The sequence below is a fragment of the Peribacillus sp. NPDC096379 genome, assembly GCF_044762875.1.
Taxonomy (GTDB): domain Bacteria; phylum Bacillota; class Bacilli; order Bacillales; family DSM-1321; genus Peribacillus.
Window position 1 is genome coordinate 355518 of sequence record NZ_JBIWFD010000002.1, and the last position, 21573, is coordinate 377090.

General features: G+C 37.0%; 17 protein-coding genes, 1 pseudogene and 2 riboswitches. Of the genes and pseudogenes, 14 read left to right on the top strand and 4 right to left on the bottom strand.

All coding sequences use genetic code 11. From position 1 onward, the window contains the following. Window positions 1–28: 28 nt before the first annotated feature. The 10 genes and pseudogenes from ACIQZI_RS10770 (at window position 29) to ACIQZI_RS10815 (ending at window position 9918) form a co-directional block, all read left to right on the top strand. A complete protein-coding gene (locus ACIQZI_RS10770) occupies window positions 29–724 on the top strand; it encodes an amino acid ABC transporter permease (RefSeq protein ID WP_403072950.1) in 696 nt (231 codons plus the stop codon). Window positions 725–741: 17 nt separating this feature from the next. Then, complete coding sequence (locus ACIQZI_RS10775) at window positions 742–1452, top strand: amino acid ABC transporter permease (RefSeq protein ID WP_403072953.1); 711 nt, start codon at window positions 742–744, stop codon at window positions 1450–1452. After that, on the top strand, window positions 1449–2222 hold the full coding sequence (locus tag ACIQZI_RS10780; protein ID WP_403072956.1) for an amino acid ABC transporter ATP-binding protein: 774 nt from the start codon (window positions 1449–1451) through the stop codon (window positions 2220–2222). Before ACIQZI_RS10775 ends, ACIQZI_RS10780 begins: the two co-directional genes overlap by 4 nt. A gap of 146 nt (window positions 2223–2368) precedes the next feature. Continuing rightward, window positions 2369–2468: riboswitch (SAM riboswitch) on the top strand. Window positions 2469–2552: 84 nt separating this feature from the next. Further along, window positions 2553–2729, top strand: a complete 177-nt coding sequence (locus ACIQZI_RS10785; protein WP_172796842.1) for a YezD family protein — start codon at window positions 2553–2555, stop codon at window positions 2727–2729. A gap of 508 nt (window positions 2730–3237) precedes the next feature. Further along, the gene (locus tag ACIQZI_RS10790; RefSeq protein WP_403072960.1) at window positions 3238–4311 is read left to right on the top strand and encodes a DUF5105 domain-containing protein; all 1074 of its coding nucleotides are present in this window, start codon (window positions 3238–3240) and stop codon (window positions 4309–4311) included. Window positions 4312–4326: 15 nt separating this feature from the next. Further along, entirely contained in the window at window positions 4327–5472 is a 1146-nt protein-coding gene (locus ACIQZI_RS10795) for a TcaA second domain-containing protein (RefSeq protein WP_403072963.1), read from the top strand. Window positions 5473–5718: 246 nt separating this feature from the next. Further along, complete coding sequence (locus tag ACIQZI_RS10800) at window positions 5719–6636, top strand: S66 peptidase family protein (RefSeq protein WP_403073987.1); 918 nt, start codon at window positions 5719–5721, stop codon at window positions 6634–6636. A 337-nt stretch (window positions 6637–6973) separates the two neighbouring features. Continuing rightward, the gene (locus ACIQZI_RS10805) at window positions 6974–7570 is read left to right on the top strand and encodes a YdcF family protein (protein WP_483878416.1); all 597 of its coding nucleotides are present in this window, start codon (window positions 6974–6976) and stop codon (window positions 7568–7570) included. A 79-nt stretch (window positions 7571–7649) separates the two neighbouring features. Next, window positions 7650–8066: pseudogene (locus ACIQZI_RS10810) on the top strand (IS66 family transposase); the annotation flags it as partial. Between the two features lie 295 nt (window positions 8067–8361). Then, a complete protein-coding gene (locus ACIQZI_RS10815) occupies window positions 8362–9918 on the top strand; it encodes an ABC-F family ATP-binding cassette domain-containing protein (RefSeq protein WP_062181876.1) in 1557 nt (518 codons plus the stop codon). Window positions 9919–10063: 145 nt separating this feature from the next. Here the strand turns inward: ACIQZI_RS10815 and ACIQZI_RS10820 are convergent, their stop codons facing one another. The 3 genes from ACIQZI_RS10820 to ACIQZI_RS10830 all read right to left on the bottom strand — a co-directional run bounded on the left by ACIQZI_RS10820 (window position 10064) and on the right by ACIQZI_RS10830 (window position 15217). Beyond that, window positions 10064–11296 (bottom strand): aminopeptidase, encoded by a 1233-nt coding sequence (locus ACIQZI_RS10820; protein ID WP_403072970.1) that lies wholly within the window; start codon window positions 11294–11296, stop codon window positions 10064–10066. Between the two features lie 450 nt (window positions 11297–11746). Then, on the bottom strand, window positions 11747–13240 hold the full coding sequence (locus tag ACIQZI_RS10825; RefSeq protein WP_403072973.1) for a peptide MFS transporter: 1494 nt from the start codon (window positions 13238–13240) through the stop codon (window positions 11747–11749). A 489-nt stretch (window positions 13241–13729) separates the two neighbouring features. Continuing rightward, window positions 13730–15217 (bottom strand): aldehyde dehydrogenase family protein, encoded by a 1488-nt coding sequence (locus ACIQZI_RS10830; protein WP_403072976.1) that lies wholly within the window; start codon window positions 15215–15217, stop codon window positions 13730–13732. Between the two features lie 524 nt (window positions 15218–15741). Between ACIQZI_RS10830 and helD the strand changes: the two genes are divergently transcribed. The 4 genes from helD (at window position 15742) to ACIQZI_RS10850 (ending at window position 20565) form a co-directional block, all read left to right on the top strand. Further along, window positions 15742–18072 carry an RNA polymerase recycling motor HelD gene (gene helD / locus ACIQZI_RS10835; protein ID WP_403072979.1) on the top strand — a complete coding sequence of 777 codons (2331 nt, stop codon included), beginning with the start codon at window positions 15742–15744 and terminating at the stop codon, window positions 18070–18072. Between the two features lie 59 nt (window positions 18073–18131). Then, window positions 18132–19343 (top strand): MFS transporter, encoded by a 1212-nt coding sequence (locus ACIQZI_RS10840; RefSeq protein ID WP_403072982.1) that lies wholly within the window; start codon window positions 18132–18134, stop codon window positions 19341–19343. 66 nt (window positions 19344–19409) lie between these two features. Then, window positions 19410–19515: riboswitch (SAM riboswitch) on the top strand. Window positions 19516–19828: 313 nt separating this feature from the next. Beyond that, complete coding sequence (locus ACIQZI_RS10845) at window positions 19829–20014, top strand: Fur-regulated basic protein FbpA (protein ID WP_403072985.1); 186 nt, start codon at window positions 19829–19831, stop codon at window positions 20012–20014. Window positions 20015–20382: 368 nt separating this feature from the next. After that, on the top strand, window positions 20383–20565 hold the full coding sequence (locus ACIQZI_RS10850) for a Spo0E family sporulation regulatory protein-aspartic acid phosphatase (RefSeq protein WP_403073989.1): 183 nt from the start codon (window positions 20383–20385) through the stop codon (window positions 20563–20565). Between the two features lie 155 nt (window positions 20566–20720). Here the strand turns inward: ACIQZI_RS10850 and ACIQZI_RS10855 are convergent, their stop codons facing one another. Next, window positions 20721–21236 (bottom strand): GNAT family N-acetyltransferase, encoded by a 516-nt coding sequence (locus ACIQZI_RS10855; RefSeq protein WP_062181796.1) that lies wholly within the window; start codon window positions 21234–21236, stop codon window positions 20721–20723. Window positions 21237–21573: the final 337 nt, after the last annotated feature.

Here is a 21573-nt window from a genome sequence, read left to right on the forward strand (position 1 = left end):
AATCTCATGAAAGGTACAGGATGCTTAGATGGATATAACCCTGATCGTAGATTTTTTTCCAAAATTAATTTCGTACCTTCATATTACTTTGTTGATTTTAGTTGCTGCGGTAGCAATTGGACTGGTAATTGGTGTAGTGATAGCTTTAATTCGTATTTATAAAGTGCCAGGCTTAAATCAATTAGCTCTCATTTATATTTCCTTTATGAGGGGCACGCCAATCCTAATTCAGCTCTTCTTAATTTACTTTGGACTACCGACACTTTTAGCACTTGTTCATATTGATGTATCTCGTGCAAATCCATTATTATTTGTAGCTATCACATATGGACTAAGCTGTGGTGCATCATTGGCAGAAATTATTCGTGGAGCCATTAATGGAATTGAAAAAGGTCAGACTGAAGCCGCATATTCAATTGGCATGAATGAAAAACAAATGATGGTGCGAATTATCTTGCCTCAGGCATTGGTTATCGCTTTTCCAAATTTCGCAAATTCAGTGATAGGCTCTTTAAAAGATACCTCGCTTGCTTTTACAATTGGTGTGATGGATATGGTAGGAAGAGGAAATACGCTCATTGCTTCTTCTCTACACGCACTCGAAGTATATATTACATTGTCAATTATCTATTATGGTGTTGTTATATGCTTGGAAAAAGGATTTTCACTTTCAGAGAAAAAACTACAAAGGTTTGAAGGAAGCTTGGCGGTAGATACAAAATAATTAGGAGATCTGAAATTATGCAAATTGATATTCCATTTATTTTTACGGCATTAACCGAAATATTCAAAGCACTACCATTGACGATGCTTATTACCCTGGTCCCGTTAATGATTGGTTTTCTTATTGGGATTGGAATTACGTTAATTAGGATTCGGAAAGTAAAAGGAATATATCGTTTGGCCAATTTCTATGTGTCATTTTTAAGAGGGACGCCGGCATTGATGCATATTATGCTGATCTATTTGGGCTTGCCACTTCTTATTGACAAAATGGCTGAAACGTTTCACTGGTCCATTCAATCCACTTCCATTCCGATTCTGTTATTTGTTTTAATGGCATTATCCTTGACAGCTGGCGCTTATATGTCAGAAATTATTCGAGCAGGTATATTGGCAGTTGATCAAGGACAGTTAGAAGCAGCTGAATCAATTGGAATGACGGGCTTTCAAGCGATGAGAAGAATTGTCTTCCCACAGGCTATTGCAGTTTCACTTCCTAATCTATGTAATATCTTTATCGGATTTTTGCATACATCGTCCATTGCTTTTATCGTTTCGCAAAAAGAATTAACGGGTGCTGCCAACATTGTTGCTTCAAATAACTTGAAATTTCTTGAAGCCTATATCGCAGCGGCCTTGATCTATTGGGGCTTAACGATTATCTCAGAAAAAGTTACTGCATTATTGGAAAAAAGAGTCACGGTTTATAATCGAGGAGGTGTAGCATGATACAGCTAAGAAATATCCAGAAATCATTCGGAAATCAACTCGTGTTAAAAGGAATTGATCTTACAGTAAATAAGGGAGAGGTTGTCTCGATACTTGGACCTAGCGGATCTGGGAAGACAACGTTACTTCGTTGCATCAACTTTCTAGAAAGACCTAATGAGGGTCAAGTAATAGTTGATGATTTTAAGGTAAACAGTAAACAGGTCAATAAAAAAGAAATTCTTACACTTCGGAAAAAAACAGCCATGGTGTTTCAACAATATAACCTATTTAAGCATAAAACCGTCATTGAAAATGTGATGGAAGGATTGATCATTGTTCAGAAACAGCCAAAAGAAACAGCAAGGAAATTGGCAATGGGAGTGATAGAAAAAGTTGGGTTAACGGAGAAAGCGAATGCTTATCCAGTTCAGCTTTCTGGAGGTCAGCAGCAGCGGGTAGGTATTGCAAGGGCACTTGCGCTTAATCCAGAGGTGATTTTACTAGATGAACCAACATCAGCACTTGATCCAGAGCTTGTTTTTGAGGTTCTTGAGGTAATTAAGCGGATTGCGGATGAAGGGATTACGATGATTATTGTGACACATGAAGTAAGTTTTGCTAAAGATGTCTCAGATTATATCGTGTTTATGGATCAAGGTGAAGTTGTCGAGGAAGGAATCCCGACGGTTATTTTTAATAATCCTAAAGAAGAAAGAACGAAGAGATTCTTTAAGAGAATAAACAGAGAAGAAGATAATCTTGAATCAAATTTAACTAATGTCATCTAATTACAAGGGGAAATGAAGGAGAAGTGGTGATTAAAAAGAGTATGAAAAATACAAGTATAATTCATACTTATCACCTAGGAAAAATAGGTAAAATAATTGACAAAAACTGTTTGTGAATTTACACTATATGTAACTAATAATCAACTTTCTTATCAAGAGAGGTGGAGGGACTGGCCCTAAGATACCTCGGCAGCAGACTTGTAATACTGTGCCAATTCCAGCAAGCGAATGCTTGACAGATAAGAAGAGTAAAGTACAGTTTTGTTGCTTAACCTCTTCTTATTTTTGGGAAGGGGTTTTTTCATATCCAAAAACCAGGGGGAGATTCGAATGGGAAGCATTGATGAATTAAAATTAAAGTATATTATATCAAGTCTCAAGGATCTTGAGTTCGGTTCTCTTAACATTACCGTTCATGAAGGTGAAATTACCCAAATCGATGTGACGGAGAAGAAAAGATTCCCAATCTTGAAAAACCAAAAAATTAGGGAACAAGGAAGAGCGTGAATTTAACATAAACAAGATTTGAGCATCTCTAAGAGGTGTTCTTTTTTTTATACGGCTAAAACACGGCAATATTAGATTTGTAGGGCTCTATAGAATCCGTAAAAGGGGGAGGGGAAAATGCGAACTAAAAATCAATTAATGGCTGATGGAATTAAATTCTTGATACCAGCTAATCGAAGGATGGATGCTTTTTCATTGGTCGTAATCTATGAGACATGGAGAAAGGCATAGATAAATCAGTTGAAATGTAATTTTATGTAAAGTGATAGGTGGTTTTTCTCTTTCAAAAATTCCTATAATTGAGCAAAAACTCCTAGATTAACGAATCGGAAATTTGGAAAAGACAGGATAAACGATCGATTTTTTAAAAAAGGCATTTTAATAAAATGAACTTATGGTAGGATGAAAAATAATGGATAAACGAACAAAAAATTCCATATTTTTTAATTAAGATTCAATGATTTACAGATACCATGGTAGAAGACAATTTTTGAGGGGAGATAAAACCATGAAAAAAAAAGGTACCATTTTATTGATTGTAATAGGCCTCATTTTTGTTTTAGGAGCATGCTCAGGTACAGATGAAAAAGCATCTGCGGACAAAAATCAGGGGAAGAACAAAAATAAGCAATTAGAAGCATCAATTGAGGAAGCATCTTACATCGTTCCAGATATTGAGTATGGCATGCCTGAAAATCAGGATCAAGGAATAATTGCCGTGAAATTAAAGATAAAGAATCTATCGGATTCATCGATACTTCTTTCAGAATATGAAGGGGTTAAATTGTATGATGGAGACCAACAGATCAATATAAAGCCAGAATTGTATAATCGAAAAATAGATTTAAATATCGGCACTAGCGGGAATCTCGGTGCTGGAAAGGCAAAATCATTTCTTGCTATCTTCGAAGTAGAAAAGGATAAGGAATATGAAATCGGATTGAATCCGATTTCTAGTAACTTTGAAGAAGATAATGATGAGCTGATACTTAAGCTTGATACGAAGAAATATGCAGATAGTTATGAAACACTTCAAGATCCAGCGAAAGCCTTCACAGCCTATGTCGATCAAATCTATTACGAAAAGGAAAACAATGATTACGAACAATTCGTATCTGCCGATAAACCAGCTATGCAGGAAGCGGCGAAAAATACGTTCAAAACCGAAGTGAAGGAATTATTTAAAAAAGACTTAACAGATGAGGAAATCGACAAACTATACATTAGCTATCGTGATATTTTAGCAGAAAAAGCAGTGGTCACGTCATCAATTGCAGCATATGCCAATGATAAAGCTATCGTTGCGTTTGATATAACGACACTGCCGTTACAGGAATTGTATCAAGAAGTGTATGAATATCAAAAAGAATTCCGAGATAAAACGGGCAATTATGATGAAAAGGCAATCGATGAGTACGTTCTATCTAAATTTGACATAATCCTAGATTCAATGGAAATGAAGTCCAGCAGCAGAAAAATTGAAGTTTCTCTTATGAAAAAGAATGGGAAATGGACAATCGACCCGGTTAATAAATATGGGGATAGCTTAGATAAGATTTTTGTAAAAGGATCAGTTTACTAAGGAGCCGTGAACAATGTGAATAAAAAGTGGTTATATGCAATTCCGGCAGTCTTTGTTCTGATGATCGTCATCATGGCCACAGTCCTTTTTGTCCAGCAAAGTAACAAACCGAAACAAGCTGTGGAGGTCTTTGAACAAGCTGTTGAGCAGAAGAAGCCCAAACAGCTTAAGGAATGGATAATGGCTGATGATAAAAGGGCTGTTATAAATGATGCATCCTTGAAAGCGCTGGTTGCTTATCTAAATGCAAATAATAATAGCTACCAGGTGATAACAGAAAGCTTGGATAAACAAGTGGAAAAGAAAGAATTCAAGACAACCAACCAGCAAATTAGTTTGGTTGAGTCCGGAAAGAAATGGGGTTTATTCCCAGAGTATAAGTTTAAAGTTAAGACGGCTTACATCAAGGTAACTGGTCAGCATAAAGACGATGAAATTCATCTTTCCATCCAGAAATCCAACGATACGCTTAAAAAAGACAAAGAAGAGAAATTATATGGCCCGGTTATTCCAGGCGCTTATCAAATTAATGTGACCGTGAAAAATAAGCTGGGTACTTTTATAGACAAAAGAAAAGTAGATGTCTGGGGAGGCAGCAATCAAGTAAGCTTGCTTATCGATGACGAAAAAATAGCCCAAAGTGATCAACGAATTCAAAAGGATGTCATTTCCGCAGTAGAAACCTTTAATAAAGATTTTGTCATGTATTATACAAACGAATTTGAGGCAAAACATTTTACCAATGTTTCGGACTCGGTTCTAGAAGGTCTTGCATTAGTCAACGTTGAATCAGAATTTGCTGAATTAGAAGAATACGTGGATGAAATTCAAATGCAGCATTCGGGAACAGTTGTAAATCTTGACGATTTGGATATTAATCAAATTCATAATGAATGGACTGCGGATGTCGAAGCTTTTGTTGCATATAATAATAAGTTCAAGATTCGAGGCATCGATAGGTATGAAGATATGTCCTATAAAGAGATTCGCACATATAGCTTGAATTATGATGTTAAAAGAAAAAAATGGCTCATTGATGAAGCGGATCGGGTCCCTGCGGATGGCTCTGAAAAAGATAGTTGGGATAAGAAGGCGGAATTGAGCGGAAAGGATTCACCTGTAATGAAATGGAAAAGGAAGGAGAGCATGGAACAACTTTAATTGAACGATTTAGTTATGTTCGCCTAATCCTAATAGACTTTATGTTTATTAGGTTTTTTCATTTGATCTAAGAAAAAAACTAATGAGTTACGGAATTTGTTATTTTTTCTCTGATTCAACTTAGATTTCATGTTATTTGATGACAGACCTAAAGTTAACAAAGCTTCGCCTCCTTAATCTTCATACAAAGGGTAATTGTGTAATACGTATAGTAATAGAAGAATGTGAAGGAGGATCAACATGAACATGATAAAACCAGCGCGCCTTCAAAAAGGGGATACAGTAGGAGTCATTGCTCCAGCAAGTCCTCCAGATCAAGAAAAAGTCAAACAAGCTCTTTCTTTTTTTACTGAGTTGGGCTTAAATTGTAAGCTTGGAAAAAACATAGAATGCCAATATGGTTATTTAGCAGGCAGTGATGAAGAAAGAGTGGAAGATGTGCACAGTATGTTTTCTGATCCTAGTATAAAAGCCATTTTTTCAGCGCGTGGCGGATATGGAACACCAAGAATTGCTGCTCAAATCGATTATGAAATCATTAGAAATAACCCGAAAATCTTCTGGGGATATAGTGACCTTACTTTTTTGCATAACGCATTTTTTCAAAAAGCAGGACTTGTTACTTTTCATGGTCCGATGCTAAGCTCTGATTTGGCTGGTGTAACAATTGATCCTGTAACTAAATCACGATTTTTGCAATTGTTTGAATCACAGCCATTTGTATATGATGAGACAATCTCACCGCTTGTAACTGAAATACCAGGTGAAGCAAGTGGACTTGTGATCGGTGGAAATTTATCTTTGTTAGTTAGTACGCTAGGTACGGAATTTGAAATAGATACAAGAGGTAAACTGCTATTTATTGAAGAGATTCACGAAGAACCCCGTTCAATAGATAGAATGCTGAACCAATTGTACATGAGCGGTAAATTATCTGATGCAGCGGGGATATTAGTAGGCGACTTTAAAGAATGTGAGACGACACGTACCTTAACACTTACATTGGCTGAAGTTCTACAGCATTATATTAAACTAGCTAATAAACCAACGGTATCAGGTTTTCAGATTGGTCATTGCACCCCACATGTGGCTATTCCACTTGGAACGTTTACAAAACTTGATGCAAATAATCGGAAAGTATTTATAGAGAGTGGTGTTCAATGATACAAGCAAAGTGAAGATAGCTAATATGATTTTTTTAAGCAACATCACCACGCTATTAATCAATCAAATATTTAGTGGATAAACGAATGTAAAACTTGTCCTTAGTGACAAGTTTTTGTTTTGGAAAAAGCCGAAACCTTTTCTCGATCATTTCGTAAATGAACTATTCTGTTTAAATAATTGGCACTCGATTAGATTTCCTATTCAGAGAAAATGAAACTTTTAAATGAAAGAAAAAACCAAAGGTGAAAAGCGGAAATGATGATATTTACAAATTAATAATTGAAGGGACTGTCATGTAATGAAGCTTGGTTTTTCAAAAAATAGAGGGCGTAAGATGAAGAAAGTCAATAATATTATTATAATCGTTGCCATACTAGGTGTCACATATATTGGTTTCCTACACGTAAATATTCAACAAGCTATTCAAAAAGAAGCACTAGTTCATGCGGATTATTTAATCGTGTTGGGTGCAAAAGTAAATGGGATTGTTCCGTCTCTTGCTTTACAATATCGAATAAATATGGCGGCAGAATATTTAACTAGAAACAAGTCTACGATTGCGATTGTATCTGGTGGTCAAGGAAATGGTGAAGAAATTAGCGAAGCAGAAGCGATGAAACGAGGATTGCTGAAATATGGAATTGATGAATCAAGAATCATTTTGGAGGACCGTTCGACAAGTACGTATGAAAATATAAAATATTCAAAACAGCTTATTCCAGAAGGTGTCCTGAAAGGTTTTCTTGTCACAAATGACTTTCATGTTTACAGAGCTGAGAAAATTGCTGCGAGTCAAGGATTGAAACTTCCGGGAATTGCCGCAGACACACCAAAAGTTGTTCTAGTAAAATCGTATATACGTGAATATTTAGCGATTACGAAATTCTACGGTACAGAGTTGCTGCGAAGAATTAAAATAATAGATGGATAACGCGGTCGCTTCCTTTTTACAGCTTATTCCTTGTGTGACCATAAAAAAAGAGGGATCTCAAACCTAAGGATCAGCCCTTTTTTCAGCATGGCTTTATGAACAAAAAGACCAAGACCTACCCAAAAGCGCTCTAGGAAAAGCCATCACTTATTGTTTGAATCAATGGAATCACCTTGAAGCTTTTTTATTAGATGGCCATTTAGAAATCGATAATAATAGAAGTGAACGTTCCATTAAACCGTTTGTGATTGGGAGAAAAAATTGGATGTTCTCCAATACAGCGCGAGGTGCTAGAGGGAGCGCCATCATGTATAGTGTCGTTGAAACGGCAAAAGAGAACGGTTTAAGTCCGTATCATTATCTTCGCTATTTATTTGAAACGCTACCAAATATGGATGTAACAAATAAAGAAGAAATAGATCAAGTCTTACCTTGGTCAACGGATTTACCTTCCATATGCAAAGTGCCGATAAAAAGGGAAGTAAACGTCAAGTAGTCCTGAAAACACAATTTTCATCGTGTATTTGGGCTACTTGACGTTTACGTAAACTCAAGAATAGAGAAAGGCACAATAAGCAGCTAAAAATCGCTTATCGTGCCTTTTTGCGCGCAAAACTTCCGATTGTCCCCTGTAAGAACCGTCCCTTCGTTTCCAAATTTATTCCATTCAACTATTCCATTTTCTGTGTTATAGTTCAATATTGAACTATAACAATCATATGAACGATTTTATAGTTATTTCCTAAACTAAACGAAACAAAATAAAATGAAATTTAAATGAGGTTAAATATATGAGTGTATTAACGGTTACAGACCTAAACCACGGATTTGGCGATCGTACGATCTTTGATAATGTTTCCTTCCGCTTGTTAAAAGGTGAACATATAGCTTTAATTGGGGCAAACGGCGAAGGTAAATCGACGTTTATGAATATCATTACAGGGCAACTTCAGCCTGACGATGGAAAAATAGAGTGGTCAAAGCATCAACGAGTCGGTTATCTTGATCAACATACGGTTTTGCAAAAGGGAATGTCAATCCGTGACGTATTAAAAACGGCTTTTCAATATCTCTTTGACGTTGAAACGAATATTAATACCATTTATGAAAAGATTTCAGACGTTACACCTGAAGAAATAGAAAAGTTGTTAGAGGAAGTTGGTACATTACAAGACATATTAACAAATAATGATTTCTATATGATTGATTCTAAGGTAGAAGAAGTGGCACGTGGTCTTGGACTTGATGGTATAGGATTAGAAAAAGATGTTCATGATTTAAGCGGTGGGCAACGAACGAAGGTTTTATTAGCCAAGCTTTTACTTGAGAAACCAGATATTCTTCTTTTAGATGAGCCTACAAACTATTTAGACGAACAACACATTGAGTGGTTAAGACGTTACCTGCAAGAATACGATAATGCTTTTTTATTAATTTCTCATGATATTCCATTTCTTAATAGCGTTGCAAATGTGATCTACCATTTAGAAAATCAGAAATTAAATCGCTACGTGGGTGATTACAACCATTTCCTTATTGCCTATGAAGCTAAAAAAATACAAGTTGAAGCTGCCTTTAAGAGACAACAATCAGAAATTTCTAGTTTAAAAGATTTTGTAGCCCGTAATAAGGCAAGGGCATCTACCAGCAGCCTTGCCATGTCGAGACAGAAAAAACTCGATAAAATGGATGTTATTGAAATAGCACAGGAACGACCAAAACCTGATTTCAACTTTAAAGAAGCAAGAACCTCAGGTAAATTAATTGTTGAGACGAAAGAATTTGTCATTGGGTACGATGAGCCACTATCAAAGCCGTTAAATCTTTATATAGAGCGTGGACAAAAAGTGGCATTAGTTGGAGCGAATGGGATTGGTAAGACTACACTCCTTCGTAGCATGCTCGGAGAAATAAGATCTCTTGCTGGTTCACTTGAACGCGGTGAACATCAGTATATTGGGTATTTTGAACAAGAAGTGAAAACGGAAAATCAAAACACGTGCATCGAAGAAATATCGAATACGTTTCCTCAGTTAAGCCAAGGACAGGTACGCGCTGCTCTTGCGAGATGTGGGTTAACCAGAAAACATATTGAAAGTAAAATATCCGTATTAAGTGGTGGAGAGCAAGCGAAAGTCCGGTTATGTAAGCTCCTTAACCAAGAAAGCAATATCCTTGTTTTTGATGAGCCAACCAACCATTTGGATAAAGATGCAAAAGCTGAGCTAAAACGAGCTTTGAAATCGTATAAGGGAAGCGTGGTCCTTATCTCACATGAACCTGATTTTTACCAAGACGTGGTAACAGATATTTGGGACGTAGAATCATGGACAACGAAAGCCATCTAAACTTGAACGTTCCGAGTAAGAGTCGCCAATTCTGACTACCCATATGAATAGTAAAAAAGGAGAGCCGATCATGATTACTCTCCTTTTTTCTTATATTCCATTCAAGGTTTTAGACCTTAGAAAAGCCTCTATATCAACGTTTTTATTAAAACGCCCAATCCCCATTACGGAAGACAGGTTCGCTTGTTCCGTCTGGTTTGATGCCGTCGATGTTCATTTTGTCAGAGCCGATCATGAAGTCGACATGGGTAAGGCTGTGGTTCAATCCGTTCTCGGCAAGTTCTTCTTGAGACATTTGTTTGCCGCCTTCGATACAAAATGCATAGGAGCTTCCAATTGCTAAATGGTTAGAAGCATTTTCATCGAATAGTGTGTTGAAGAAAAGAACATTTGATTGAGAAATCGGTGAATTGAAAGGGACAAGAGCGACTTCACCGAGATAATGAGATCCTTCGTCTGTTTCTACTAATTTCTTTAAGATTTCTTCACCTTGTTCCGCTTTTATTTCAACAATCCGGCCTTCTTTGAACGTAACGCTGAAGTTATCGATGATATTGCCGCCGTAGCTTAGTGGTTTCGTACTTGCGACGGTTCCATTAACTCCTGTTTTAAAAGGGACCGTAAACACTTCTTCGGTCGGCATATTCGCCATGAATTCATGGCCTTTTTCGTTTGTGCTACCAGCACCTACCCAAAGGTGAGTTTTAGGTAGTTCAATCGTAAGGTCTGTACCAGGTGCCGTGTAATGTAGTTTTTGGTATCGTTTTTCGTTTAAATAATCGACTTTTTCATGAAGAGTTCCATCATGATGTTTCCAAGCTTCGATTGGGTTTTCGACATCAGCACGCGTTGCTTTAAAGATCGCATCCCATAGTTTATGTATCCGGTTTTCCTCTGCAACATCCGGAAATACTTTATCTGCCCAAGCTTGTGAAGGTACAGCTACAATGGACCAGCTTACTTTATCGGATTGCATGTATTGACGCCATTTTTGTAAAGCGGTACCTGAAGCTTTTTGAGCATTGGCAATTCGCTCAGGATCAATGCCTTTTAATAGATCAGGGCTTGAAGAAATGACTGATAGGTAAGCTGCGCCATTTTCAGCAAGTTCAATCGTTTCCTGTGCTCGCCAATGTGGATATTCCGTGAATACTTTATCTGGTGCTAGCTCATATTTCGTACGATTAATAGAATCGTCATGCCAGTTTACGATCACGTTGTATGCTCCTGCTTCATAGGCTTTTTTTACAATAAGACGTACTAGCTCAGCGCCTTCTAATGTTGTATTCACAACAAGAGTTTGATCAGGCTGGACATTGACACCAACTTTAACAGCTAGCTCTGCATAGTTATCTAACTTTAATTGAAAATCGTTCATCATCATACACTCCTTATTAAAGATTCTTTAAAGAAATTTTTATCCCATTTTAACAGGCGGTAATACACTCACTCTAAATATTGTAGACGGATCAAGAAAAAGACGAAGGGGATAAAAAACTCTGATAGAAATTTCAGTTTATCAAAATCTTCCTTTATATTGTATCGATAGTTAATAAAAAAAGAAACTTTTTGCAATCTATTCCTTAAGAAAACTGGATGAAAAACAAAATGCCTGCTCCATCTACTAGACGGAGCAGGCATTTTGCGTAGGAAGGCTACTCCTACTTTGTTATTTATCCCGGTTTAACAGGCTGTAACACCCCCCACCTCAATTTTTGCGAGAGAATCAAGAAATAAATAGGTGGGGATAAACAGCCTGTAAATCCCCGATTGGTTCAACTAACCCTCAGTGGGAGATGAAAAAAAACCCACTGATGGAAGTTTCACTTTATCGAACACCTTTCATTTGTCGTTGAATGACAGGTGAGATGAGGAATAAAATAATTCCTAATGCAATGGAAATACCGCCGATAACACCGAAATAAAGAATTTCATTTTTCTCTGTATATAATTTAACAACTTGAGCGTTAATGGCCTGTGCTGAAGCATTTGTCAGGAACCAGAGGCTCATTGTTTGAGCTGAGAAAGCGGATGGCGCTAATTTAGTAGTGGCTGACATTCCTACTGGTGATAAGCATAATTCTCCAAGTACAACTAGGAAAAAGCTAAGTACGAGCCATAGTGGGTTCGCAAGACTTTCTGTACCGTTTAAGTATGCAGGGAAAATCATGACAATAAAGGATAAACCAGCGAAAAGCAACCCGAGTGAAAATTTCTTCGGTGTAGAAGGTTGACGATCGCCTAAACGAACCCAAATCCACGCGAATACTGGTGCGAGGAAAACAATGAATAATGGATTAAGCGATTGAAACCAAGATGATTGCAGTGTGATTCCTGCAAATTCCAGTTGTGTTCGATCGTTTGCATATGTGGCTAATATATTTGAACCTTGTTCCTGAATAGCCCAAAACATCATCGCTGCAATAAATAAAGGGATATAGGCAAGCAAACGGGAACGTTCATCTGAGTTCGTTTTCGGACTGCGGTACATGAAAATGAAAAACGCAGCTGGAATCAGGATTCCAAATATACTTACAAGGAAAATAAAGCGGTCAATGGTTAAGTACCCCGTATTAATACCAATGGCACCAAGTATCACGATGATAACTACTCCGAGCCCAATTGAACCAAATACCTTGAATCGATCTTCTTTCGCAAGTGGGTTCGGTACATGTTGCCCAGCAAGACCAAGATTTTTCTTCTTAGTAACGAGATAAACGATAAGTCCGATAAACATCCCAACCGCTGCAATACCGAAACCGAGATGGAAATTATATGTTTGTCCAATTGTTCCGACAATTAATGGTGCAAGAAAACCACCAAGGTTAATCCCCATGTAATAAATGCTAAAACCTGAATCACGGCGAATATCATTATCGCTGTATAAATCGCCAACAACACTAGATACATTCGGTTTGAGGAGACCAGTCCCAATAATGATAAAGGCCATCGACACAAATAATGCTGTAGCACTACCAGGGAATGATAGGATAATATGGCCGATCATAATTAAAATTCCGCCATAAAAAACCGTTCTTGCAGTCCCTAATAAGCGATCGGCAATCCATCCGCCAATAATACCGGACATATACACCAATGAGCCGTAGATGGCCATAATAGAGTTGGCGGTAGTACGATCAAGACCAAGTCCACCTTGGGTTACTTCATAGTACATGTAGAAAATTAGGATGGCTCTCATACCATAGTAAGAAAATCGTTCCCAAAACTCTGTGAAAAAGAGAGTGAATAACCCTCGAGGATGTCCAAAGAAACCGGTTTGGGGAACACTCCGGATTACCTCATCCTTGTCTTTACTATTCATAAATAAACTCCCCCCCATATGGGTTTACTGCATGCTTACATCTTGAAAACAAAATAAAGTAGCTTCCGATCATTAATTAATGGAGCATTTTTAACATACAGTTATTTTTTTGACTAAAAATAGTCTACGTATTAATATACACTTTTTTTAAAAAAATTAAACACTTTCGCTGATATTTCTATATTAAAATAATATTATCCGTATTTTGTAATAGCTGGATGAATGTGTTTTAGTCTACTGAATAACAATGATTTTATGTGATAAAATGGATTGTTTTAAAAAGAATGAGGTGTTTTGAGATTTTTTAAGAATTATATTAGTGGTATTGAAAGCATAAATAATTATTTTGATATTGCATAAATCGAAGAAAAGAGAATGAAATAAATGGATTAAACTTTGTTCATCCATCGATATAAAGGTTACAAATCTTTATCGATGAATGAACGAAGAATTATTTCCTTTTACTCATTCTCACTTAGAGATACTTATTTACTTATCGAGGTTCACCCATACGCTCTTTACTTCTGTATAATTATTTAACGCATAGGAGCCCATTTCACGTCCCATGCCGGATTGCTTGTAGCCACCAAATGGAGAAGCAGCATCAAATGCATTGTAACAGTTGACCCATACAGTTCCAGCGCGTAACTTACTTGCTACGTAATGAGCGTTGGCAATATCACGAGTCCATAGTCCTGCTGCTAGTCCGTATTCACTAGCATTTGCCCGGTTAATTACATCATCCAAATCTTCATAAGGCATGGCTGCGATAACTGGGCCGAAGATTTCCTCTTTTGCAATGGACATGTCGTCTTGAACGGAAGCGAAGATGGTTGGGGATACAAAATAGCCATCATCCTGGGGTTTATCGCCACCAACAAGTACCTCTGCGCCTTCACTTAACCCTTTTTCGATATATCCAAGAACACGATCTTGTTGTACTTGAGAAACAAGAGGTCCGATTTGGGTATTTGGATCCAGACCTATACCTTGTTTTATGTTTTTAGCATGAGAAACCATGTCAGCAACGACATTATCATAATGTTTCTTTTGGATGAATACTCTGGAACCTGCACAGCAAACTTGGCCTTGGTTAAACATGACGCCATTAAGCGCACCTGGAATTGCTTTTGAAAAATCGGCGTCTGGAAGAATGATATTTGGTGATTTTCCTCCAAGCTCAAGTGTAACGCGTTTTAATGAATAGGAAGCAGACCTCATGATTGATTTACCAACCGCGGTCGATCCTGTGAAAGCAATTTTATCAACAAGAGGATGATCAACTAGTGCTTGTCCAGCTGTTTCACCGAATCCAGGTACAATATTGATGACCCCATCTGGGAACCCTGCTTCATCAATTAACTCTGCTAAATAGATAGCGGAAAGTGGAGTTTGTTCGGCAGGCTTTAATATGATTGTGCATCCAGTAGCTAGTGCTGCACCTAGTTTCCACATTGCCATAAGTAAAGGGAAGTTCCAAGGAATAATCTGACCTACGACACCGACTGCTTCATGGCGGGTGTAGTTGAAGAAATTTCCGTTAACTGGAATAGTTTGTCCAACGATCTTCGTTGACCAGCCAGCATAATAGCGCATATGTTCAATGGCGAGAGGGATGTCTGCGTTTGTTGTCTCATTTATTGGTTTCCCGTTATCTAACGTTTCTAATTGTGCTAATTCAAGTTTGTTTTCTTCCATTAAATCAGCTAGCTTGTACATTAACCTACTTCTATTGGCTGCACTCATACGTGACCAAGGTCCGTTATCAAAGGCATTGCGGGCTGCATGGACAGCTAGGCTAATATCCTCTTTGTCTGCTTCATACACATCAGCCAAATTCTCGCCAGTAGCAGGGTTTGGGGTTGAAAATGTTTTTTTGGATACACTTTCAACGAATTCCCCATTAATATAAAGTTTTTTGGGACTTTGTAAAAACGTTTGCAATTTCTGACTGATTTCTAGCGTAAGATTTGTCATGAATACCCTCCTCGAATGATTGTTTGGTATTTTGCAAATCATGATGTAATGGAAAACGTATACTTTGAAGACTTCTTCAAAAACCCGCCCACACAATCATACTGTAAATTGTTTGGTTTTTAAATCAGGAAATTGCGATAAAAAATTATAGAATGACCGATTAAATGACAAATTAATGGAAGGATAATGTTGGATTGTGTGATCATTCGATGGTTTTTGTTGGAATATCAATTTAAAATATGGAAAGGTATGATTACGAGTTATTAAAATATGCGGAAAGATGAGGGGGAAACATAAAAAAAACAGCTGTTGTATACGCGGACAGCTGATGTTATACTAATAAAGTCTATTGTTTAAACAGGTAATAGATTATAAATATCCTTATTTAATCATACATAAGATATAGCGGTTTGTCAATAGCTATTTTGAGATTTAAAGTTTATTGCGAAAGCAGGCTAAATACAAACAATGCTATGCCTTAAGGTTGAGAAGATGCAGGCTTTTCTAAATTGGAGGGGTGCTTTATGACGAACTGGGAAAATGAAAGAGAATATGAGCAAGAGCGGATAGAGATTGTGATTGACAAAGTAACTAAGTCGGAACAGCATTTGAAACAATCTGCAGGTGAAGCAACTACAGATATAGTATCACTTCGCAAACGTTTTTGGGAAGATGTTACAGTTAATGTGGAAAATGAAGATGAAACAATTGAAACGGTTGCGAGCATTAATCAGCAAACAGAATTGCTTTCTGAAAGAGAGCGGAGACAAAATCATTCAATGAAGCAAATAGCTGTTTTGAATCGTCTTCAATCATCTCCTTATTTCGCGAGGATTGATTTTCATGAAAAAGACATGGAAGAAAGTGAGCAGATTTATATCGGAATCGGCACTTTTTATGATGAAGAGCATGAAGAATTTTTGATCTATGATTGGCGTGCTCCAATCTCCAGTGTATATTATGATTTTTCACCTGGCCCTGCCACATATACGGCACCTAGTGAAAAGGTAAGTGGGGAGTTACTTTTAAAACGTCAATACATTATACGTAATGGTGTTTTAGAGGGAATGTTTGATACGGGTGAAGCAATCCGAGATGATTTGCTTCAAGAAGTTCTCGGTAAGCAGGCGGACACACAAATGAAAAGCATTGTCGCGACTATTCAAAGAGAGCAAAATATTATTATTCGTAATGAAAAGAGTCGTCTCTTACTTGTCCAAGGTGCAGCTGGGAGTGGGAAAACATCTGCGGCTATGCAAAGAATTGCCTATTTATTGTACAGATATCGTGAAGGAATGAGTGCTGAGAATATATTATTGTTTTCGCCAAATCCCCTTTTCAATAGTTATGTAGCCAATGTGTTGCCAGAGCTCGGTGAAGACAATATGCAGCAGACGACCTTTCAACAATATTTGCTTGCGATGCTCGGAGAAAATCTTGAAGTTGAAGATGTATTCGATCAACTAGAATTCGTGCTGAATAATGACGGGAATCTGAAGTATTCAACTAGATTGAATAGTATTCAATATAAATCATCACTCAATTATTTACAGGGTATAAATGAATATTTGGAAGCATTGAAGTGTGAAGGATTAGTATTCAAAAATATTAAAATCCGAGGAAAACTCCTTGTGTCAGCGATGGAAATTTCAAAGTACTTTTATGAACTAGGTAGTGAAAAATCGATTCCTAATCGTTTGCAGCTTGTTTCTGAATGGTTGTTGAAAAAAATCAAGAAGCTTGAAAAAATAGAGAGAAAAGATGCATGGGTTGAAGAAGAAATACAATACTTAGAAAAAGAAGACTATCTCAGAAGCTATCGGATCGCAAATAATCACGAAGAACATGAACGAGATTCATTTGATGAAGGAGAACGCGAGCAACGAATCCTTAGCGAGTATGTCGTGAAAAAGCGATTTAAGCCTTTGTACAAGAAAATAAAGTCTCTTGCCTTTCTTGATGTTCGTTCCATTTATAAAAAAATGTTAGAAACAGAATGGCCAGTTGCCGATTGGGAAAATATCAAAAGTTTAACAATGAATGAGCTTGATCAAGGAAGATTATTATATGAAGATGCGACACCTTTTTTATATATGAAAAAAAAATTGGAAGGTTTCGCGACCAATTCACAAATTCGGTTCCTTTTCATTGATGAGGCTCAGGATTATTCGCCATTTCAGTTTGCTTTTTTAAAGAATTTATTTCCAAAAAGTAAACTGACAGTTTTGGGTGACTTTAACCAAACAATCTATGCGCATGGAAACAATGCAGGTTTAGACATTTTGACTCTTTTGTTCGAGAAAAACGAAACTGAAAAGGTGATTTTGAATAGAAGCTATCGTTCAACGAAGGAAATTGTTACATTCACAAAAAGTCTGCTTTTGGACGGTAGCCAAATTGAACCTTTTAATCGAGAAGGAAAAAAGCCTGTCATCGTACATTGCCAAAATCAGGAGTATCTTATATCGAAGGTTTTGAAGAAAACAAAGGAATTTATAGAATCTGGGCATAAAACGATTGCGATCATTTGTAAAACACAAGCAGAAACAAGTTTTGCATATCAAGCATTAAAGGAGAAAATGAAACTTAACAGAATTGGCGTAGGGAAAACTACATTTACTGATGGAGTTATGATTATCCCTTCTTATTTGGCAAAAGGAATAGAATTTGACGCGGTCATTATTTATGATGCATCGAAGGATCAATACGGTCTGGAAAGTGAACGAAAACTGCTCTACACATCCTGTACTCGTGCTATGCATGAATTATGTATATGTTTCACTAGTGAGATAAGTCCGTTCATTAAATTGCTTCCAGAGGATCTTTATGAAAAAGAAAATAAAGACAATGGTTGATCAATTTATGGTAAAATAACGAAGTATTTATAGTTAAGAGGTTGTTCAGGAGGACTGTCATGGAGGGAAATACAAAAACGATTTCTAATCGTAGGTTACTTGGCGTTGCTGGACTCGGTTGGATGTTTGATGCAATGGACGTGGGTATGCTGTCATTTATTGTGGTGGCATTACAAGCAGAATGGGGTTTGACAACTCAACAAGTAGGGTGGATCGGTAGTATTAATTCGATAGGAATGGTATTTGGTGCCTTTCTTTTCGGAATTATGGCTGACCGTATTGGAAGGAAGAAAGTTTTTATCATTACCTTGCTGCTTTTTTCAATTGGCAGTGGCTTATCGGCTCTCGTTACATCATTGGCTTTATTTTTAGTACTTCGTTTTCTTATCGGTATGGGACTAGGTGGAGAGCTTCCGGTCGCTTCAACACTTGTTTCAGAAAGCGTACCTGCCAAAAATCGAGGAAAAGTGGTCGTTCTACTCGAAAGTTTTTGGGCATTAGGCTGGCTTATTGCTGCTTTAATTTCCTATTTCGTTATTCCGGGGTACGGGTGGAGAATCGCTTTGATTTTAAGTGCTCTCCCAGCGTTTTATGCCCTTTATTTACGCTTACATCTACCGGATTCACCGAAGTATGTCGGACTTGAAATCAAAGCTAAGCCAACGATTATGCAAAATATCAAAAGTGTGTGGGCAAGAGAACATAGAAAACAAACGCTTGTATTATGGATTCTATGGTTTTGTGTCGTGTTTTCTTATTATGGGATGTTCTTATGGCTTCCAAGTGTTATGGTGATGAAAGGATTTAGTTTAATCAAGAGCTTTGAATATGTATTGATTATGACCTTAGCTCAGCTCCCTGGATATTTTACTGCAGCATGGTTTATCGAGAGAATGGGCCGCAAGTTCGTTCTTGTCACGTATTTAACTGGAACAGCTGTAAGTGCGTATTTCTTTGGCGCGGCAGAGGGACTACCGATGCTCATCACGTCAGGTATGCTGTTGTCATTCTTTAATTTAGGAGCTTGGGGGGCACTTTATGCATATACCCCTGAGCAATATCCGACAATGATTCGTGGTACCGGCGCTGGTATGGCGGCTGCTGCTGGAAGAGTTGGGGGAGTTTTGGGACCGCTTCTCATCGGATATTTCGTTGCAGCGGGTACTGCGCTTAGTGTGATTTTTACAATTTTTACAATTGCAATTTTAATTGGAGCAATTGTCGTGTTAATTTGGGGGAAAGAAACGAAGAACACTGTTTTGCAAGATTAGCAAAATAGGACCATTGACTTTATTTGGAATAAAACGTATAATGGCATTAACATCAATTATATATCATTCTTATCCAGAGAGGTGGAGGGATTTGGCCCTGCGATACCTCGGCAACAGACTCAACTTTGAGCACTGTGCCACATCCAACAAGCGAAGGCTTGGAAGATAAGAAGAGTCGAACGGACGTAAACCTCAGCCTCTTCTTGTTTAAGAAGAGGCTTTTTATTGTTTGGATTTGTTGGTAGTAATCTCAACTGTACAGTGTGGCTATCGTTTGTCGCATTTATCCCGCATGAACGGAAAGTCAAAACCCCAACTGATTGAAGATTCACTTTATGAATAAGCACGTAGAAATGAAAATTTTAATTTACTGAAATAATGTTTGAAGTACACTTAGGAATGGTATATAAAGTTTGTTGAAGAAATTCATATTGAAATAAGCTTGTGAAATAATTGTCTAATAAATGAAGCAAGAGGTGTATAGAATGGCAAAGTTACTGCAGATGGTTGAGGAAAAAAAAGCGTTTTTAATCGAACAATTATTATCCCGTGGCGTGTATAAAACATCCGATCAAAAACATTTTTATGATGTTCCCTTGAGTATTCTAGAGAGAGAATTTGAACAAATTCAAAATAAAGAGTATTCTTCAACTAAAAATATTGTCACTTAGCAGAAGAGTAATTACCAAATATAATCTGGTAGTAATCTTAATAAAAGAGGATGTCCAAAAGAAGTCTGCCCCCGTAACTCCTACTTACACTTCATTTAAACTGTAAGTAGGAGTTACGGGGGCAGATCTTTTACTTTTGGGACATCCTTTTTGCTATTTTTGATTGAATGCTTCATTGCGCGAATGTACTATAGAATTTGTTTAGATTAAATTGAAAAAATAATATATGAGTTGTATAAAATGTGTCTAATTTGCGAATTCTAGATTAATGAAGTAAAACTTTGATTGTAAAATATTGCTTTTATTTGATGATAACTCTAGACTTATTTTACAATAAGTCAAAATAGCTGATGGAGTGTGAGGTAGTGATGAAATCTTTCGTTCAATTATCCAATGAAATTGAACAAAAGCGTGAAGAAATGATTAAACTAGCAAAGGGATTTGGACTTTCGAATAAACAAACAATTAGAGCGAGCCAAGAGCTTGACATATTAATAAATATCTTCAATATTACGCCTCTCACGGATGCGCAATATAGTGAAGAGTATTAGATGATGTTTCGAGGTAGGCTAAATAGAGAAGAAGATGTCTCGAAAGGGTAGACCCCGTACTTCAACACACAGTATTATGTGAAAATAACATGTATATAGACTGTATGTCGCAGTTTGCGGGGATGAAGATTCCTTTGGACATCCTTTGTTTGATTTTATCCTTTTTCGTGTAGCACTCTTTTTCCTAAAATGATTAAATCTCGTTCAATATCGTCTAGCAAGGCAATTTTTTGAAGATTTCCCCATCTTTCAAACCCGAATTTCTCAAATAATTTAATGCTTGGTGTATTGTGACCGAATACGAATCCGAGGATTGTAGCGATGTCTAAAGAAGGACATAGCTCAATGGCTTTCTGGATAGCAAGTCCACCAAGACCTTTCCCACGAAACGAATCGTCCAAATAGATACTTATTTCAGCAGTTGTGTTATAGGCAGGTCTCCCATAAAACGATTGAAAGCTTAGCCAACCAGCAGTCCGATCATCTATTGTTATTACATATAATGGTCTTTTATCAGGAATGTGATCATGAAACCAAGCGAGTCTTGATTGGACAGATACCGGCGAAGTGTCAGCCGTTACCATTCTCGAAGCGATGGTTGAATTGTAAATTTCCACTATTCTTGGTAGATCCTCTAATGAAGCAAGTCGAAATTGTAATGAATGATCCATGTGCAATACCCCTTATTGGTGAATGAAAAATATTTTTTTGTAAGCATATCATACTTGAACTATAAAATGAATGGTAGTGTAATATTTCTTTTTTTAGTTTGGATATATATCTAGATTATTGATAAATCGAATATCTAGTTTCTTAAAAGATCCTCTAAGAAAATGAATCCCCCAGTGTTCCGTCGTACAGAATATTTAACTTTACGTAGTTCGGGTATTTATGATAGATGTAAAGTAAAATAAGAGAGTGGAAGTGAGTATGTTCACGAGAAAATTGTTTGGTTTAAAACGAGTTTCTTTATTTTTAAATGAACGTCTTGCTACTATTTGAAAGAAT